This is a genomic window from Amycolatopsis sp. 195334CR (assembly GCF_017309385.1).
Taxonomy (GTDB): Bacteria; Actinomycetota; Actinomycetes; order Mycobacteriales; family Pseudonocardiaceae; genus Amycolatopsis.
Map to the genome: position 1 here is coordinate 3024507 of NZ_JAFJMJ010000001.1, position 16495 is coordinate 3041001.

Here is a 16495-nt window from a genome sequence, read left to right on the forward strand (position 1 = left end):
CACTCATAGCATTCAGAGGCCGTCGGGGCGGGGGATCTGTTCCGAGGTGACCGAGATGAGGCCCACCACGGTGCCCTCCGGGATCCACGACTGCTTCGGCCTCGGCCCGGCGATCCGGCGTTCACCGAGGAAGCGGCCGTCGTTGCGGTCGATCACCAGCTCCCGCCGCTCACGTTCGGACGGCACGCCCAGCGCCGCGCCCACCTTGCCGTCGGGCAGCGTCACGTCGCCGTAGTCGCGGACCCCGTCGATCATCGCCAGCGCGCGGTACCAGTTGGCGTAGCGCTCCTTCGGCATCACGCCGGACGACATCAGCTCGACCCCTTCGGCGAACACCGCGCCCGAGTCGAGGGGCGCGTTGCTGCGCTTCCGCAACCAGCTGAGGATCTCCGCCGGTTCGGTCGGCACGGTCGCGTAGAAGCTCGGGCTGGCGGGGTCGTTCGCGCCACCGCAGGCGGTTTTCGGCTTCTCCGCGGGGAAGTAGTTGCCGCACGGGGCCGTCCAGTCGCCGTCCTTCAACCACGGCGTCGCCGGTTTGATCCGGCTGAGATCGTTGCCACCCACCCACCGCGTTTCGCCTTCACTGCTGCGCTTCTCCCGCCACATCAGGTCCGGCACGAGCGGTACCCAGGATTCGACGCGTTGCTCGTAGACCTCGGTGTAGCCGGAGTTCGGCGCGCTGTCGACGACGTCGTCGTCCGCGATGTTGCCGTAGACGAGCGTTCGGTCCCGCGTGCCCCGGGTGACCACGTGCAGGTACGTGCCCTCGTTCCGCCACCGGGCGTCGGCGTTGGTCTTCGCGGCGTGCTCCAGCAGCGGGACGCCGGACGCCGGGGGCGCCGCGGGCGGGGCCTCCTCCGGTGCTTCCCTGGTCACCTGCACGGCGGTGACGCCCGCGAGCACCACGGCGGCCGCGGCCACCGGGAGGAGCCAGCGCTTCTTCCGCTCGTGCTGGGGTCCCGCCAGTACCCGGGCGCGGAGGGCGTCCAGGTCCGGCGCGGCGGTCCGCTCCCGCTGGTGCAGCATGGCCAGTGCCTCGTCGAGTTCGCGCTGGTCACTCATCGGCGTCCTCCTGGGGGAACTGGGTGAGCAGGGTCTGCAGGCGGTGGCGGAGGCGGTGCAGGCGCGAGCGCACGGTGCTCGCCGGGAGGCCGAGCGCGGTGGCGACTTCGACGGGTTCCAGCCCGGCCCATGAGGTGAGTAGCAGTACATCGCGTTCCTGCTCGGTGAGTTTGGCGAGGGCACCGGCCAGCAGCCGCATCCGGCGCTGCGCGTCGACGCGGTCGGCGACCAGTGCGTCGTGGCCTTCGCCGGTGTGTTCGCGACCGCGGTGGGCGCGGGCGGTGGCGCGCAGCCCGCGGATCTCCTGGCGCACGTGGGTGCGCACGAGGTTGGTGGCGATGCCGTAGAGCCAGCCGCGGATCGGAGCCAGTTCCGGGTCGTAGACCGCGCGCTTGCGCCAGGCGATCAGGAAGGTCTCGGCCACCAGGTCGTCGGCCGCGTGCTCACCGACGCGGCCCGCGAGGTAGCCGCGCAGGGGCCGGGCGTAGGTGTCGAAGAGCTGCTCGAAGGCCGCCGGGCCGTCCAGTGCCGGACGGTCGGCCGCGGGAGCCCGGGGTTCGCTGATTCTGGCCACGCTACTGGTTGACCGGTGCCCGTTCCGGCGTCCCGCTGGTTGGGGTCGTCGGTGATCCACGTCACAAATGGTCGGGTTTTCGCGAACGCTCTCCGGTGGATTGCCGGACAACGGGCATGAAAGCAGGTGGATCGGTGGTGCTGGTGGGCTTGCTGGCCGGGGCGGCGGTCGCGATCGCGGTGGTGCCGGGCGCGACGGTGCCCCGGGCGGTGGCCCCACCGGCGGAAGCGGCGGCTGCCTCGGGCGTTTCGGCCGGGCCCGGTCCGGCCGCGCCCGCTTCGGTCGTGCCTGATCCGCCCGCCGTTTCCCCGGCGCCTCCTCCGGAAGACCCCGCCCCGTCCGCCGCGGACGTCACCGCCGCCGCCCCGGACGCCAAGCTCGGCGTGGTCGTCTACGACCGGGAGTCCGCGAAAACCCTGGCTGACCACCGCAGCACCGCCAAGTTCACCTCGGCGTCACTGGTGAAGCTCCTCATCGCACTGGACGCACTGGAAAGCGGCGCGGCTTCACCGTCCACAGTGGAAAGAATGATCGCCCGCAGCGACGACGAGATCGCCAGCCGGCTCTGGTCGGAATCCGGCGGTGGCGCCCTCGTCACCCGCTGGGCGAAACGCATGCAGCTCGCCGATACCCGGCCGCCGGAAGACCCAGGCCGCTGGGGCGACACCACCACCACGGCGGCGGACGTCGCGCGGATCTACCGGTACCTGCTCAGCCGCGCCCCGGACGCCTCCCGCGCACCGATCCTCCGCGGCCTGCGAGCCACCACCCCCCACGGTTCCGACGGCTTCGCCCAGCACTTCGGCATCCCCGACGCCGCCGGGACCACCCCGTGGGCGGTGAAGCAGGGCTGGGCGTGCTGCCGCCCCAAACGCCAACTGCACACGACGGGTTTGGTCGGGGAAAACGACCGGTACATCGTCGTCGTGCTGAGCGACCACCCGGAGTCGGTCGGCTACGCCACCGCGTCCAAGCGGGTCACCGAGGTGGTCAGGGCCTTGCTCCCGTTGCTCGAATAGCCATGAGCGTCTGCACTTTCGCGAGCCTGCTCAGTACCGAGAGGTGCCTGGCTCAGTCGATCGACCCGGTGATCTTGTTGGCCCCCTTGGTCTCGAACGGCCTCACGGGCTGGGCCGTCTCCGGCACGTCGTACTCCGGCCGCGTGTCGTAGATCTGGGTCTTGTGCTTGTCGCTCTGCTCTTTGGCGTCCGACTCGTGCCAGCGGGCTTGGCCATCCGCCTCGGTTTCGCCATCCGAAGCTTCGTGCTTGACGGTGTTGCCGCCGATGGTCTTGGCGGCTTCCTTGAGGATCTCCGTACGGACACGTTTGGGCAGATCCTGGCGCACCTCGCCGTACGCCTGCTTGGTGGCGTTCTTGAGCACGCTGCCGTGGGCACCCGCTCCCCGGCCCGCGTTCGTCAGCAGCCTGCCGAGGCCGCCCAGCCTGCCCATCAGGTCGGCCAGCAACCGCTGCAGGTTCTGGAAGGCCTTGACCAGCCGCTGCGTCCACGACATGGCCTTGCTCGACTGCTGCGCGACGGTGGGCGCGACCTCGGTCGCCACCGCCATGGGATAACCCGGCGGCGGGGTGCGGCAGAGAATGATCATGACCTTGGCCGCGGTGTCGGCGAGGATGCCGCGGATGATGTCGCGGACCACCTTCAGGATCGACTTGCTGGTCTCGATCGCGGTGGCCACGGTACGGGCCGAGTCCGAGAGCGCGTGGAGGATGTCGACGCGTTGCTGGGCGTACTTCCGGTACTGCTCGGCGCCGACACCCCACCAGGTGGCGCTGTCCTCCATCACCTTCGCGGTGAAGTGCTCCGCGGCGGCCTGGACCCCGTCGGAGACCTTGGCCCACGCGTTCACGGCCAACCCGAGCTGGTCCTGGTTGCCGACGAACCAGTCGAGCAGGTCCTTCAACGGGGACAGGTGCTCGATGACCCAGCCGAACCCCATGCCGAGCAACGCTTCGACGGGGTTCTTCAGCAGGCCCAGCCCATCGGCGCCCAGGCCGACACCGATGTCGAGCAGGCCCTCGGTCCACTCCCCGTTGCCGCACTTCGTGCAGCCGTCGGCGATGTCCTGGAGCAGCCCCGCACCCTCGAGGTCGAGACCGGCGATCCGGAACTTGTTCTTCTCGATGTCTCCCTGGACACCGTCGAGAAGCCCCTTGGTGGTCATCGGCTCGTGCTCTTCGGTCACTTCGGCTCCCCGATGGTGGCGAAGAGCTGCTTGATCGACTCCTCGTTGTCATCGGTGCGCGTCGCCCAGTCCCGCACCTTCCGCACGTGGTCCCCGGTGGTCTCGGCCGCGGTGCGCAGCTGGTTGGTCGTCTCGTCGATGAAGTTCGCGCAGACCATCGCCAGCGGACGGCCGAGCAAGCCGAAGGCGTCGGGGTCGGTCACCTGGGTGATCGCGCCCAGCGCGGCCGACAGCTCGTTCTGCAGGTTCTCCACGTTCGTGGCGTGGTGCCGCAGTTCTTCGGGATCGGCCTCGATGTCCTTGGTCATCACCACTCGCTTTCGTAGGTGCGGAAGTGATTGCCGGAAAACTCGTTGTGGTGGGCGCTTTCGGTGGGGACGTGTTCGGTGGCGAGGTGGAGGACGCCGGGCTGGTGCGCCTCGATGGCCGCGGTCAACTGGCGTACCGCCGCGCTCTCGAAATCGGTTTGCAGCCGGTACGAACCCGTCGACGGTGGCACCGCGGGGCCCAGCTCCAAACCCGTCTCCCAAAGGTGCCCCATCTCCGGATGACGCTTCGCGAACTCGTCGTCACCGGGCACGATCTCCACCGTGCGCACGGTTCGCCCGCGCCAGATCTGGTTGGTCACCTGGATGGAGCGCACTTCGGGCCAGCGGAGCTCCAGCCGGTACGGGAGCGGGTGTTCTTGGTACTGAGCCGGTTTGTGGAACCGCCAGCGCAGACCGTGTTCGCTGATCACCAGTTCGGTGGCGCGCCGCTGCCTCGCCTCGTCCCGGAAATCGAGCTGGGCGACGAGGCAATAAGCCACCACACTGCCGATGAGGAGAGCGAGAACGCCCAAAAAGAGTTCGGTGTGCTCGGCGAGTTCGACAACCGAGAATTGAACCAACAGCGTGACGAACGAGATCCACCCCAGCACGCTGGAGAAAACCCGGTACACCCGGGAAGGCTGCCTGGTCGCGTAAACCGTGCGGAAAAGGGCGCGCACGCCGGCCGGGTAGACGGCGATCGGTCGGCGGTGGCCGGTTTTGCCGGTGGGCGGCGCCGGGATGCTCGTGGCCACCTGGCCGCGCACGGTGGGGGCCACCCGGCTGGCGGTGACCGGGACCCCGAGGCGGTCGCGGGCGAACTCCTGGATCCGCCAGGCCTCCGCCTCGGTGAAGCGGTCCGGAGTGGTCTGCACGGGACCGCGTTTGGTGGCGACGAGCCCGTTCTGCTTGCCCAGCTTGGCATCCGGCCGGAGCCTGAGCCTGAGTTCATACCCGTACATCGGGAGTTCGCGGCGATCGTTGGCCTGCTTGACTCGCCGCAACACCAGGCGTTCGATCTCCGTCCGGGCGATCAGCCAACCGGAGCCGTCGACCGCGCGGAGTTCGACGGACCGACCATCGAGGACGAGCACCCGCTTCTTCCGGATCTTGGTGTAGACCATCCAGCCGAGCAACAACAAACCGGAAATGGCGAAGAGCCCGGCCAACTGCAGCCCTTCGAGCCCGAAACCCCGCCTGAGCGTACCGACCGCAACCGCGGCCCCGAACGCGATCGACCCCAGCGCGAGATTCCATCGGCGCCGGGTGAATCGAGCGGCCTTGTCGATGACCAGCCGGTCAGTCAATTCTCCCCGTCCAGGTCTGCGTGGTTTCCGGATTCCTGGCCGGGAACACCCTGGTCATCTTCTCGTCGTGCTCGCGCTTCTCCAGTGTTTCACCGGAGGCCGCCTGGTCGTCGTGCTTGGTGCTGCCGGTGATCCCGGCGGTGGTGCCCTTGCCCACCTCGCCGAAGACCTTCTTGCCGCTTTCCTTGAAGACCTCGGTGACGGCCCGGTTCTGGAGGCTCTTGCGGCCGAAGATTTCGCCGCTCTCCGCGGCAAAGGTCTTGACCACCTCCGACAAGCGGGCGCGCATGCCGGCGAGCAGCTCCCGGAACCGCTGCCACACCCGGGAGAGCTTCTGCAGCAGGCTCAGGCCCTCCTGCGACTTGGACACGACCACCGGCATGCCCTCGGCGGCCAGCGCGGCGGGGTACGCGGGCGGGGGGTACCGGAAGAGGATGAAGATCAGTTTGGCGCAGACGTCGGTGATCAGGTCGCGGATCAGGTTCCGCACCACCGCGAGCACCGTCTTGGCCACGTCGATCAGGCCCGCGCACGACTTGGCGTCGTCCGAGAGCTGGACCAGTGTGTCCAGCCTGCGCTGGATGTACTCGCGATAGCGGTCGGCGGAGGTGCCGGTCCAGGTCGCGCAGTCCTGCTGGACGGTCGCGTTGAGTTCTTCGGCGGTGGCCTGCACCTGCTTGCTGATCTCGGCCCAGGTCTGGACGGTCAGATCGAGTTCGTCCTGGTTGCCGGTGAGCTGGTCCAGCCAGTCCTTCATCGGGGAGAGGTGCTCGACGACCCAGCCGAGGCCCATGCTGATCAGCATCTCGACCGGGTTGCCCCCGCCCTGGATGTCCTTGATCTTCATCCCGGCGTCCAGGCCGCCCGCGGCCAGGCTGAGGAGCCCTTCGGTCCAGTCGCCCTGCGCGAGCTGCTCGCGCCCGCCGGCGATGTCCTGGACCAGGCCCGCGCCCTGCAGCGCGCTCTTGACCGGGGTCTTCCCCGCCTCGGTGTTCGCCTTGGCGGCGGCGATGATCGAGTTCTCGCCCTGTGGCTGCCCCATTACTCACCCACCTTCTTGAGCAGCGAGCCGATGCTCTCCTCATCGACGCGCTTGACCTCGGCCCACTTGCGGACGTTGTCGACGTGGAGCCGGCTCGACTCGGCGGCGGACTGGAGGGCCGCGCGCAGGTCTTCCATGGAGTCGTTGCACAAGAACGACAAGGGGATACCGAGCAAGCCGAACGCCTCGTCGCCCATCCGTTGATTCGCGGCGTCCACCGCGGTGTCGAGCTGCGCCTGCACCTCGCCGACTCGCTTGGCGTGGGCGTCGATCTCGTCCGGGTCGGCGTTGAAGCCCTGGTCCCCGCCCACCGCGCCGCTCATCGGCGGTCGCCTTCGTCGGTGAGGAAGTCGTTGCCGGAGAAGTAGTCGTCGTCGTGGGCGTCTTCGGTGGGGCGGGCCGGGCGCGGGCGGCGCTCCGGGGCCGGGGCCGCGGGAGGGGGCGGCGTGGCGGCCGGCGCGGGCGCCGGGCTCTCGTGCTCCGCGACGAAGCGGCTGCCTTCGTCGGTCGGGGCGTAGCCGCCCTCGACGTAGTCGGTGGGCTCCGGCTCCGGGTAGGCGGCGTTCAGCTGTTCGATCAGCTCCGCCATGGTTTCGGTGCCCGCGATCGACGGCACGCCGCCCCGCATCGCCTCGGCGAGCTTGCTCTGCGCGGCCTGCATGGTGCGCATGATCTGCTGGTCCAGGTCCGCCTTGGCCCGCGCGATCGGCCCGATCTCCAGGCCGGTGAGGTTGCCGGCGTGGTTGACGGTGACCTTGATCTGGCCGTCCTTGCTGCGTTCGCTGACCGACACCGTCTCGATCTCCGCGCGCATCTGTTCCGCTTTGCGCTGCGTTTCCGCGAGTTTGGCCTCGAAATCGGCGAAGAGCTGGTCAGGGCTCGTCACGCGCGAACCTCCCCTGTTCACGTCCGTAGTCGTCCGGAGACCGAGTGTGGCATATCGGTTCGCGGCTCAGTGCAGGCTTGCGCCCAATGAGGCCACCTTTTCGCTCAGGCGGGTCCGGTCGCCCGGCAGCACCACGATGTGTTCGTTGCCGAGTGGTCCGCCGCTGGTCAACCCGACCCGTCCGGCGTCGATGTCGAGATAACTGAGGCCGACGGGTGCCTGGCGCCGATTGCCGCGGTGGTCCCACCTCGCCGCGTGCAGCAAGCCCGATCCGTATTCGGGCACGGAAAAGATCTCCTCGAGTTCTTTGGCTTCCGCGCTCCTCGAACGCTTTTCGTCGTAGATCCCGGAGACGCCGATTTGTTCCACCATTTCGTGCCGGGGCACGGTGAACGGGGTGAACTTCGCCGCCGGGAAGTCCGGCAGGTGGTCCACCAGCAGCGCCGCCGCGTTCTTGCCGCGGTACGGCTTGAGCCACACCCGCTCGTCCTGGTGCACGACCACCACCGCGGTCCGGTCGTGCCCGGCGACGAGGATTTCGTAGCTCTCGTCCCGGGTGCGGACGTGCGCGAAGTACTCGATCGGCGGGCGGTTGAGCAGGTGCAGGGTGTCCTCGAATTCGCCGGTGAGCCGCTTTCCCTTGCCCGTGACGAAACCGCATTCGCGCAGTTCTTCTTCGGCGGCCTTGTCCAGCCCGGCGGTGGCGGTCGGCGGCACATACCGCTCACCCCCGGCGAAAACCAGGTGCGGCTGGTCGTAACCGGTCCACCGCATGGCGGAGAGCAAGGTGTTCAGCGAAATCTCGGCGCGGTGCGCGATGACCACGATCAGGTGGGCTTTCCGATTTCCCCGATGACGGGTGGTACGGGTTTTTCGCGGTCGCCGCCGAAGAGTTCGTCGGGGTCCGGGCCGAGGAGGTAGTCGGGGCGCTGGTGCTCCTTGTCCTCCTCGCCGCGGTTCGCGCCGGGGGTGGCGCCGCCGACCGGGGTGGTGCCGGGCCTGCCGTTGGCGCCTGCCGTGCCGGAGATGCCGCCGGGGCCGGTGGCGGTGCGGCCTGCGCCGCTGTTGGCGCCGGGGCCGCCAGTGGTGCCCGGTCCGCCGGGGCCGCCGGTGAGGCCCGGTCCGCCAGTGGTGCGCGGCCCGCCGGTGACGCCCGGTCCGCCGGTGGTGCCTGGTCCGCCAGTGGTGCCGGGCACGCCGTTGAGGCCCGGTCCGCCGATACGCCCCGGGGTATTGACCGGCCTACCGGTCGTGCCACCCGGCACGCGACCCGTTCCACCAATCGGCCCCCACGGACCGGTGCCGTTGTTACCCGGACCGGTCTTGAAGCCTCCACCGATGGGCGGCGGTGTGGTCGTGTTGGTACCGCCGGAGTAGGGCAAGTTCGACGTGCCGTTGGACGACGGCGTCACGGGAGACGGGTTGTAGGCCGCAGCCTTCGTACCGTCCGACGGCGCCGGTTGTTGCTGCTGCGAAACCGAGGACGGTGTCGGCCCACTCTGCACAGGCGCGTGGGACTGACTACCCCCCACCGTGTTCGGCGGCCCGCCGCCGGTGCCGCCGATGGGCCCGTTCGGCTGACCCCCGTTGGACGCGGGGGTCTCGCCCGCGAGCGAGATCGAGGCCCCGGGATCCACCAGCGGCGCGAAGGTGCTCGGCATCGTGTCGCCGTTCCCCATGCTCGACGCGTGGTACCCGGCGAAGGCGTCGATGTTCTGCTGGCTCTTGGCCTGCCACTCGCCGACCTTGTTGTTGTAGCCGTCCCAGTTGCCGGTGGTGACCGCCGCGAACACATCGGCCGACGTCAGCTCCGGCTTGGTGGGCGGTACCGGGACCACGCTGTTCTTGACCGTGCCGAAGGCTGAGGTCTGGTCCTCCAGCGCACTACCAGCCTTGGCAAGCAGGGAGGCGTCCTCCAGAGAGGCCTTGGCGAGCGGCAGGGCGGCGTTGGCCGCGTTGGCCCCGGCCTCACCGGTCCAACCGGCCTGGATCTTGCCCGCGAGACTGGCGATCTGCTGCGCGCGCTCGGAGAGGTTCGAGGTCAGGCCCGTGGCACTCTCCTGGGCGGCCACCAGCCAGTTCGTCCCGGGACCACCGTTGATCTGCTCATAGATCTGCGACGCGTTGAGGGGCCCGTTCATCAGCTGACCCCCTGGATGTTGCCGATCACCATGTCCAGCACGTCCCTCGCGGCCTCACACGGGTTCTTCTTCCCCACGTTCTTCTCCGAAAGCGTCACGGTCACGTTCACGGTGGCCCGGTCGGAGGTACCGGCGACCACGTTGCACACGCCCTTGGCTGTTTCGTCCGTGCCGTTCCAGGCAACCGCCGGGTACCCACGCACGGGCGCCATCTCCTCGAAGAACTTGTACTGGCCGCCTTTGGCCCGGTAGAAGCCGCTCAGACCGAGGTCGGTGACCTTGGGGAACAAGACGCCGACGAACGCGCTCTGCGAGCCGTAGCTGTGCCAGGTGCAACCCGGCCCGGCGATGATGTCGCCGGATTCCTCGCGGCTTTCTTTGGTGTCCGAGCCAAGCAAGCCGTTGATCTGGGCGTCGGTGAGCGTCTCGCACGGCTGTGCTTCCGACTTGCTGATGTCGATCGGGCTGTCCACCTTCGGCGCGCCGAAAGCGGGAACGTCCGATGCGTCGGCCGACGGCGATGGCTCCATCGCGCCTGCCGTGGGCACGGTGGGTGCGCCGGGGACGTCCTTGCCCTCGCAGGCGCTGAGCAGGAGGACCAAGCCGGCTGCGCAGAGCAGGCTTCGAGTCGGTCGGCGCATCTAGAGCGTGCCTCCTTGGTTGCTGATTTCAGCGCCCGCCTCGGTGTCCGCCTGGGCGTAGCTCCCGGCGGCGGTGCGGAACTTCTCGGCTTGGGACAGGCAGTACTCGATCCGGTCATCCAGGGCGCTCAGCAGGGTTTCGCCCGATTGGCGTACCAACTGGGCGTGGTCGCCCGAGGCGTACTCGGCACCGGGACCTTGGGCCTGCGCGAGGGTCCAGGCCTGCATCTTGTCCCGTTTGTAGGCCGCTGCCAGGTCGTCCCATTCGCGGGCGATGGTGATGAGTTCGGCCGGTTCGAACGCGTAACCGCCGGCTGGGGCGGAGGCGGCGGAGTCCGCGGCCTTCGCCCAGTCGGCGATGTGGTCGAACCAGCTGCCACCGCCGTCCCCGCTGGTGGGCGGGGTGTACTGCGGTGACTGGTCGGGCGTGGTCAAGGTCCCCTCCCCAAGGGCCGTTGCTCCGGGGCGACACCGAGTCGTCACGGAGGCACGCGCAGTGCACTACGCACCGAAGCTAGCACGCGTCCGCGGAAGTTGTTCACCGTTCAGCCCGACCCGCGCGAACCGTGGTTTGTCGTGTTCGTCACCTGTGGCGAGTAGCGGGAGGCCACCGGCCGTACTACCCCAGCCATTAGGCTTGGGTGAACCCGTGACCCAGTGCTGAGAGGGCGGAGCCGAAGTGGCAGTGCGTGATGGCGCTATGGAGGACTTGCGCGCGGCCGTCGGTCTGCAGATCGCCGACGAGGGACTTCTGCGCGAGCTGGCCGGTGGCCTCAGTGACGTGGAGGCACTCCTGCGCGAAACCGTGCGTAGTGAGGTAAAGGCGGTCAACGACGCCGCGTCGCACCTGGTGGTGGCGGGGGGCAAGCGCTTCCGCCCGTTGTTCACGCTGCTCGCCTCGCAGTTCGGCGTCGGCGGCCGGGACGCGGTGGTGACCGCGGCGGCCGCGGTCGAGCTGGTCCACCTGGCGACGCTGTACCACGACGACGTGATGGACGAGGCGACCATGCGCCGCGGCGCGCAGAGCGTGAACGCCCGCTGGGACAACACCATCGCCATCCTCACCGGCGACTTCCTCTTCGCGCACGCCTCGCGGCTGGTCGCCGACCTCGGCACCGACGCCGCCCGGATCATCGCGGAGACCTTCGGCGAGCTGGTCACCGGTCAGATGCGCGAGACCGTCGGCCCGCTCGACGGCGAGGACCCGGTCGAGCACTACCTCTCGGTGATCGCGCAGAAGACCGGTTCGCTGATCGCCACCGCCGGCCGGTTTGGCGGCATGCTGTCGAACGCGCCCGCCGAGCACATCGACGCGCTCCGCCGCTTCGGCGACATCATCGGCACCTCGTTCCAGATCTCCGACGACGTCATCGACATCGCGTCGGCCTCGGAGCAGTCGGGCAAGTCGCCGGGCACCGACCTGCGCGAGGGCGTGCGCACGCTGCCGATGCTCTACGCACTCGCCGACCCGGCCACCGACCCCCGACTGGTTGAACTGCTCTCCGGGCCGATCACCGAGGATCACCTGGTCGAGGAGGCGCTCGGGCTGCTCCGGGTCTCTTCCGGACTCGATCGGGCGAAGGACACGCTGGCCGACTACGCTCAGCGCGCGCGGGTCGAACTGGCTTCGCTCCCCGCGTCACCGGCGCGGGACGCCTGCGAGTCGGTCGCCGACTACCTGGTGGCCCGCACCGGCTGAGGGGTCCCCCGAAAGGGGCGTAAGGAAGGCTGCCCGGTCCCGTCACTCAACCGAGGGGACCGGAAGGAGGGACGCGGCGGAGATGTCCATTTTCACGCAGGTCTGGCTGTGGAGCGTGGCGGCGTTCGCGATCGGGGTGCTGCTGACCGTTCTGCTGCTCGTCCTGCCCGCGCGCAAGCAGGTCAAGGAGCTGCAGCGACGGCTGACCGCCGCCGAGGCGGCGCCGCGCGAGGCGACCCGCCAGTTCACGCCGGAACCGAGGGCCGAACGCGAGCCGACGCGCACCTTCGACCCGGGGCCCGCCGCCGCGGCCACGGCGTACCAGCCCGCCTTCGAGCCGGAGGCACCACGCGGTTTCGAGTCCGAGGCGCCGCGGGGCTTCGAGTCCGAGCGGACGGAGGCTGTGGTGCCGACGCGCACGTTCGAGCCCGAGCCGCCGCGGGGCTTCGAACCGGCTGATCAGTCCCGTCAGACGTATGAGGCTGAGCAGGCCTACGCGGGACAGCAGGAGTTCGAGAGCGAGCGGACGTTCGAGCCCGAGCAGCCGTATGCCGCCGAGCGTCAGTACGAGGCCGAGCAGGAGTTCGGCGGTGACCGCCAGCACGAGGGCGAGCGCCAGTACGACGCCAGCCAGCCGTACGAGGGCGAGCAGTTCGAGGCCGAGCGCGGCAACAATGAGCCCGCCTACGACAACGGGCAACCCTACGAAGACGGGCAGGCCTACGCGAACGAGTCGACCACCGCGTACCAGCCGGCGCTCGACCCCGAGCCCATCCAGTCCGACATCGAGCTGCGCCCGCACTACGAAGAAGAAGCCGAGCCCCACCACGAGTCCGTGGAGCAGAGCTGGTTCTCCAGGGAACAGAAGGCCGAGGAGACCGTCTACTACAACGGCAGCGGCCTCCTCGACAAGGACGAAGACCGCCCCGGCAGCCTCTTCACCCCGGCGCCCGCCGAAGAAGAACCGCCCGCGTACGCCTTCAGCGACGAAGAAGCCGAGCCCTCCTACGAAGAGGAACTGGCCGCCGAGCGCACCCAGGTACTGCCCAAGCGCCAGCCCCGCCAGGCGCCGCCCGGGGGGTTCGATCCGCCCCAGCCGATCGAGCCGTCGGTCCGCCAGATCGAGCGTCGCGAACCGGCACTGGAACAGGGCCAGAACAGCGGTTCGCTCTTCGAGCCCGCCGGGACCAACGGCAGCATCCCCGAACCCCCGCCCGCGCGGGACTTCGTGCCGGAGACCTCGGTGCCGCTGGGACCGTTCGGCCCCGGCTCGGCCATGCCGAAACCGGGCGGCGGCCGCCCCTCCGACGACTTCACCGTCAAGGCCAGCGTGACCGCCCTCCGCTACTGCACCGAGGACTCCCCGCAGTTCCCGCGCATGGTCGCCGAGGTGTGGTTCCGCAGCGCGACCGACGCCGAGCGGGTCGGCTTCCGCCCGCTCGGCTGACCGCCGAAGCGCCCGCTCGGCTGAGCCACCAGAATCAGACGACCGTCCAGGTGTCCTTGCCGTGCAGCAGGGACTGCAGGTCCGGCTTCTTCGTCGCCGCGGCCTGCTCCACCTGGGTGCGGGCCTGGTCGTCGTAGGTCGGCCGGGAAACCTGGCGCAGGATGCCGATCGGCGTGTGGTTCAGGTTCTGGTCGCCGATCCGCGACAGCGCGAACGAGTACGAAGTGTCCTCAATGGACGGATCGTGCACGACCAGGTTGTCCTCGCCGATCTCGCTGACCTTGGCCACTTCGAGACCGCCCCAGCCGCCGCGCGTCACGCCGAACTCGTTCTCCGGCCCGAACCGGATCGGCTCACCGGCCTTCAGCGGGATCAGCCTGCGCTGCGCCTCGTCCTTGTCCTTGAGCACCTCGAACGCGCCGTCGTTGAAGATCGGGCAGTTCTGGTAGATCTCCACCAGCGCCGAACCGCGGTGCTCGGCCGCGGCCTGCAGCACCTCGGTCAGGCCCTTGCGGTCGGAGTCCAGCGCGCGGCCGACGAACGAGGCCTCCGCGCCGATCGCCAGCGACAGCGGGTTGAACGGGGTGTCCAGGCTGCCCATCGGGGTGGACTTGGTGACCATGCCCGGCCCGGAGGTGGGCGAGTACTGGCCCTTGGTCAGCCCGTAGATCCGGTTGTTGAACAGCAGGATCTTCAGGTTCACGTTGCGGCGCAGGGCGTGGATCAGGTGGTTGCCGCCGATGGACAGCGCGTCGCCGTCCCCGGTCACCACCCACACCGACAGGTCCGGCCGGGTGGTGGCCAGCCCGGTGGCGATGGCGGGCGCGCGCCCGTGGATCGAGTGCATGCCGTAGGTGTTCAGGTAGTACGGGAAGCGCGACGAGCAGCCGATGCCCGAGATGAACACGATGTTCTCGCGCTTGAGGCCCAGCGTCGGCAGGAACGACTGCACGGCGTTGAGCACCACGTAGTCACCGCAGCCGGGGCACCAGCGGACTTCCTGGTCGCTCTTGTAGTCCTTGGCCTTCTGCGGCTCGTCGGTGGTCGGCACGCCGTCGAGGCCGCCGAGCGTGGGCAGGCCCAGATCGATCGCGGTCATTTGCCCTCGACCCCCTTGATGATGTCGGTGAAGACGCCCTGCAGTTCCTCCGCCTTGAACGGCAGCCCGGCGACCTTGGTGTAGGAGTGCACGTCGACGAGGTACTTGGCGCGGAGCACCATGGCCAGCTGGCCCAGGTTCATCTCCGGCAGCACCACGGTGTCGTAGGAGTTCAGGATGTCGCCGAGGTTGGCTGGCAACGGGTTCAGGTGCCGCAGGTGCGCCTGCGCGATCGGCAGGCCCGCCTTGCGCACCCGGCGGCAGGCGGCACCGATCGGGCCGTAGGACGAACCCCAGCCGAGCGCGAGCACCCTGGCCTTGCCGCCGCTCGGGTCGTCGACCACCAGGTCCGGCACGTCGATGCCGTCGACCTTGGCCTGGCGCAGCCGCACCATCTTGTCGTGGTTGTCCGGGTCGTAGGAGATGTGCCCGGTGCCGTCGGCCTTCTCCAGCCCGCCGATGCGGTGCTGCAGCCCGGCCGTGCCGGGAATGGCCCACGCGCGCGCGAGCGTCTCGGGATCTCTGACGTACGGCCAGAACTCACCGGATCCGTCGGTGGCGTTGGGTTCCTTGGCGAACTCGACCCGGAGGTCGGGCAGGCTGTCCACGTCCGGGATCAGCCACGGCTCGCTGCCGTTGGCGATCGCGCCGTCGGAGAGCAGCAGCACCGGCGTGCGGTACTTCAGCGCGATCCGGGTGGCCTCGATGGCGGCGTCGAAGCAGTCGGCCGGGGTCTGCGGCGCGACCACCGGCACCGGGCTCTCGCCGTTGCGGCCGTAGAGCGCCTGCAGCAGGTCCGCCTGCTCGGTCTTGGTCGGCAGGCCGGTGGACGGGCCACCGCGCTGCACGTCGATGACCACCAGCGGCAGCTCGGTCATCACGCCGAGGCCGATGGTCTCCGACTTCAGCGCGACCCCGGGACCGGAGGTGGAGGTGACGCCGAGCGCGCCGCCGTAGGAGGCGCCGAGCGCGGCGCCGATGCCGGCGATCTCGTCCTCCGCCTGGAAGGTCAGGATGCCGAAGTTCTTGTGCTTGGACAGCTCGTGCAGCACGTCCGAAGCCGGGGTGATCGGGTAGGTGCCGAGCAGGATCGGCAGCCCGGACCGCTGCCCGGCGGCGACCAGCCCGTAGGCCAGCGCGGTGTTGCCGGTGATCTGGCGGTAGGTGCCGCGCGCCAGCTTGGCCGGGGCGACCTCGAAGGTGGTGGCGAAGGACTCGGTGGTCTCGCCGTAGTTCCAGCCGGCGCGGAAGGCGAGGATGTTCGCCTCGGCGATGTCCGGCTTCTTGGCGAACTTCTCGCGCAGGAAGCGCTCGGTGCCCTCGGTGGGCCGGTGGTACATCCAGGACAGCAGCCCGAGCGCGAACATGTTCTTCGCCCGCTCGGCGTCCTTCTTCGACAGCCCGGTCTCCTCCAGCGCCCCGCGGGTGAGCGTGGACATGGCCACCTTGTGCACCTGGAACGGCGCCAGCGTCTCGTCCTCGAGCGGGTTGCCGTCGAAGCCGACCTTGGTCATGTTGCGACCGGAGAACTCGTCGGTGTTGACGATCACCGTCCCGCCATGTGGGACGTCGGCGAGGTTCGCCTTGAGTGCGGCGGGGTTCATCGCCACCAGCACGTCCGGCCGGTCTCCCGGGGTCAGGATGTCGTAGTCGGCGAAGTGCACCTGGAAGCTGGAGACGCCGGGGATGGTGCCCTGCGGCGCGCGGATCTCGGCCGGGAAGTTCGGCATGGTGGACAGGTCGTTGCCGAAGGCGGCCGCCTCCGAGGTGAACCTGTCCCCGGTCAGCTGCATACCGTCGCCGGAGTCACCGGCGAAGCGGATGACCACGCGGTCCAGCTTGCTGATCTCGGTCTGCCTGGACGGCGACAGCGCGGTCAGTGCGTCTGCGCCGTTGCCGTTCGCACTCGTGCTCATGGGTCAGGGATTCCCTCTCTCCCGACTGGCAGTGCCTAGCACCGGGGATCTCACAATGCCGCCTCTACCTCAAGGCTACTTGGAGAGCTTCTGGTGTATCTCGTGGTGTGAGCCGACTTACCTGTGACTCATGGTAACAGGTACCTGTGGTAGCCCCGAGTGTGGCCG

The 16495-nt window shown here is 69.3% G+C and carries 17 protein-coding genes; 3 read left to right on the top strand and 14 right to left on the bottom strand.

What is annotated here, in order from left to right:
* Positions 1-12 precede the first annotated feature (12 nt).
* Positions 13-1062 (bottom strand): CU044_5270 family protein, encoded by a 1050-nt coding sequence (locus tag JYK18_RS14850; RefSeq protein WP_206802629.1) that lies wholly within the window; start codon positions 1060-1062, stop codon positions 13-15.
* Positions 1055-1636 carry a sigma-70 family RNA polymerase sigma factor gene (locus JYK18_RS14855; RefSeq protein ID WP_206802630.1) on the bottom strand — a complete coding sequence of 194 codons (582 nt, stop codon included), beginning with the start codon at positions 1634-1636 and terminating at the stop codon, positions 1055-1057. Before JYK18_RS14855 ends, JYK18_RS14850 begins: the two co-directional genes overlap by 8 nt.
* Positions 1637-1752: 116 nt before the next feature.
* On the opposite strand from JYK18_RS14855, the gene JYK18_RS14860 reads away from it, so the two are divergent.
* Complete coding sequence (locus JYK18_RS14860; RefSeq protein ID WP_206802631.1) at positions 1753-2655, top strand: hypothetical protein; 903 nt, start codon at positions 1753-1755, stop codon at positions 2653-2655.
* 52 nt (positions 2656-2707) lie between these two features.
* Here JYK18_RS14860 and JYK18_RS14865 read toward each other — a convergent pair whose 3' ends face one another.
* From JYK18_RS14865 to JYK18_RS14910, 10 genes are all read right to left on the bottom strand, one after another.
* The gene (locus JYK18_RS14865; protein WP_206802632.1) at positions 2708-3841 is read right to left on the bottom strand and encodes a hypothetical protein; all 1134 of its coding nucleotides are present in this window, start codon (positions 3839-3841) and stop codon (positions 2708-2710) included.
* Entirely contained in the window at positions 3838-4149 is a 312-nt protein-coding gene (locus tag JYK18_RS14870; protein ID WP_206802633.1) for a hypothetical protein, read from the bottom strand. Before JYK18_RS14870 ends, JYK18_RS14865 begins: the two co-directional genes overlap by 4 nt.
* Entirely contained in the window at positions 4149-5456 is a 1308-nt protein-coding gene (locus JYK18_RS14875) for a hypothetical protein (RefSeq protein WP_206802634.1), read from the bottom strand. Before JYK18_RS14875 ends, JYK18_RS14870 begins: the two co-directional genes overlap by 1 nt.
* Positions 5449-6498 (bottom strand): WXG100 family type VII secretion target, encoded by a 1050-nt coding sequence (locus tag JYK18_RS14880; RefSeq protein ID WP_206802635.1) that lies wholly within the window; start codon positions 6496-6498, stop codon positions 5449-5451. Before JYK18_RS14880 ends, JYK18_RS14875 begins: the two co-directional genes overlap by 8 nt.
* Positions 6498-6821, bottom strand: a complete 324-nt coding sequence (locus JYK18_RS14885; protein WP_206802636.1) for a hypothetical protein — start codon at positions 6819-6821, stop codon at positions 6498-6500. Before JYK18_RS14885 ends, JYK18_RS14880 begins: the two co-directional genes overlap by 1 nt.
* Positions 6818-7384, bottom strand: a complete 567-nt coding sequence (locus tag JYK18_RS14890) for a YbaB/EbfC family nucleoid-associated protein (RefSeq protein ID WP_206802637.1) — start codon at positions 7382-7384, stop codon at positions 6818-6820. The genes JYK18_RS14885 and JYK18_RS14890 overlap by 4 nt, the downstream gene beginning before the upstream one ends.
* Before the next feature lie 66 nt (positions 7385-7450).
* Positions 7451-8209 (bottom strand): ESX secretion-associated protein EspG, encoded by a 759-nt coding sequence (locus tag JYK18_RS14895; protein WP_206802638.1) that lies wholly within the window; start codon positions 8207-8209, stop codon positions 7451-7453.
* A 2-nt stretch (positions 8210-8211) separates the two neighbouring features.
* Positions 8212-9525 carry a hypothetical protein gene (locus tag JYK18_RS14900; protein ID WP_206802639.1) on the bottom strand — a complete coding sequence of 438 codons (1314 nt, stop codon included), beginning with the start codon at positions 9523-9525 and terminating at the stop codon, positions 8212-8214.
* A complete protein-coding gene (locus JYK18_RS14905) occupies positions 9525-10166 on the bottom strand; it encodes a DUF3558 domain-containing protein (RefSeq protein WP_206802640.1) in 642 nt (213 codons plus the stop codon). The genes JYK18_RS14900 and JYK18_RS14905 overlap by 1 nt, the downstream gene beginning before the upstream one ends.
* A complete protein-coding gene (locus JYK18_RS14910) occupies positions 10167-10601 on the bottom strand; it encodes a hypothetical protein (protein WP_206802641.1) in 435 nt (144 codons plus the stop codon).
* A gap of 265 nt (positions 10602-10866) precedes the next feature.
* Here JYK18_RS14910 and JYK18_RS14915 point away from each other — a divergent pair, with 265 nt between their 5' ends.
* Positions 10867-11865, top strand: coding sequence for a polyprenyl synthetase family protein (locus tag JYK18_RS14915; protein ID WP_206802642.1), 999 nt, complete (start codon positions 10867-10869; stop codon positions 11863-11865).
* Between the two features lie 82 nt (positions 11866-11947).
* Complete coding sequence (locus JYK18_RS14920; protein WP_206802643.1) at positions 11948-13312, top strand: hypothetical protein; 1365 nt, start codon at positions 11948-11950, stop codon at positions 13310-13312.
* 34 nt (positions 13313-13346) lie between these two features.
* Here the strand turns inward: JYK18_RS14920 and JYK18_RS14925 are convergent, their stop codons facing one another.
* Positions 13347-14411: a 2-oxoacid:ferredoxin oxidoreductase subunit beta gene (locus tag JYK18_RS14925; RefSeq protein ID WP_206802644.1), complete on the bottom strand. Its 1065-nt coding sequence runs from the start codon at positions 14409-14411 to the stop codon at positions 13347-13349.
* A complete protein-coding gene (locus tag JYK18_RS14930) occupies positions 14408-16327 on the bottom strand; it encodes a 2-oxoacid:acceptor oxidoreductase subunit alpha (RefSeq protein ID WP_206802645.1) in 1920 nt (639 codons plus the stop codon). The genes JYK18_RS14925 and JYK18_RS14930 overlap by 4 nt, the downstream gene beginning before the upstream one ends.
* Between the last annotated feature and the right edge of the window lie 168 nt (positions 16328-16495).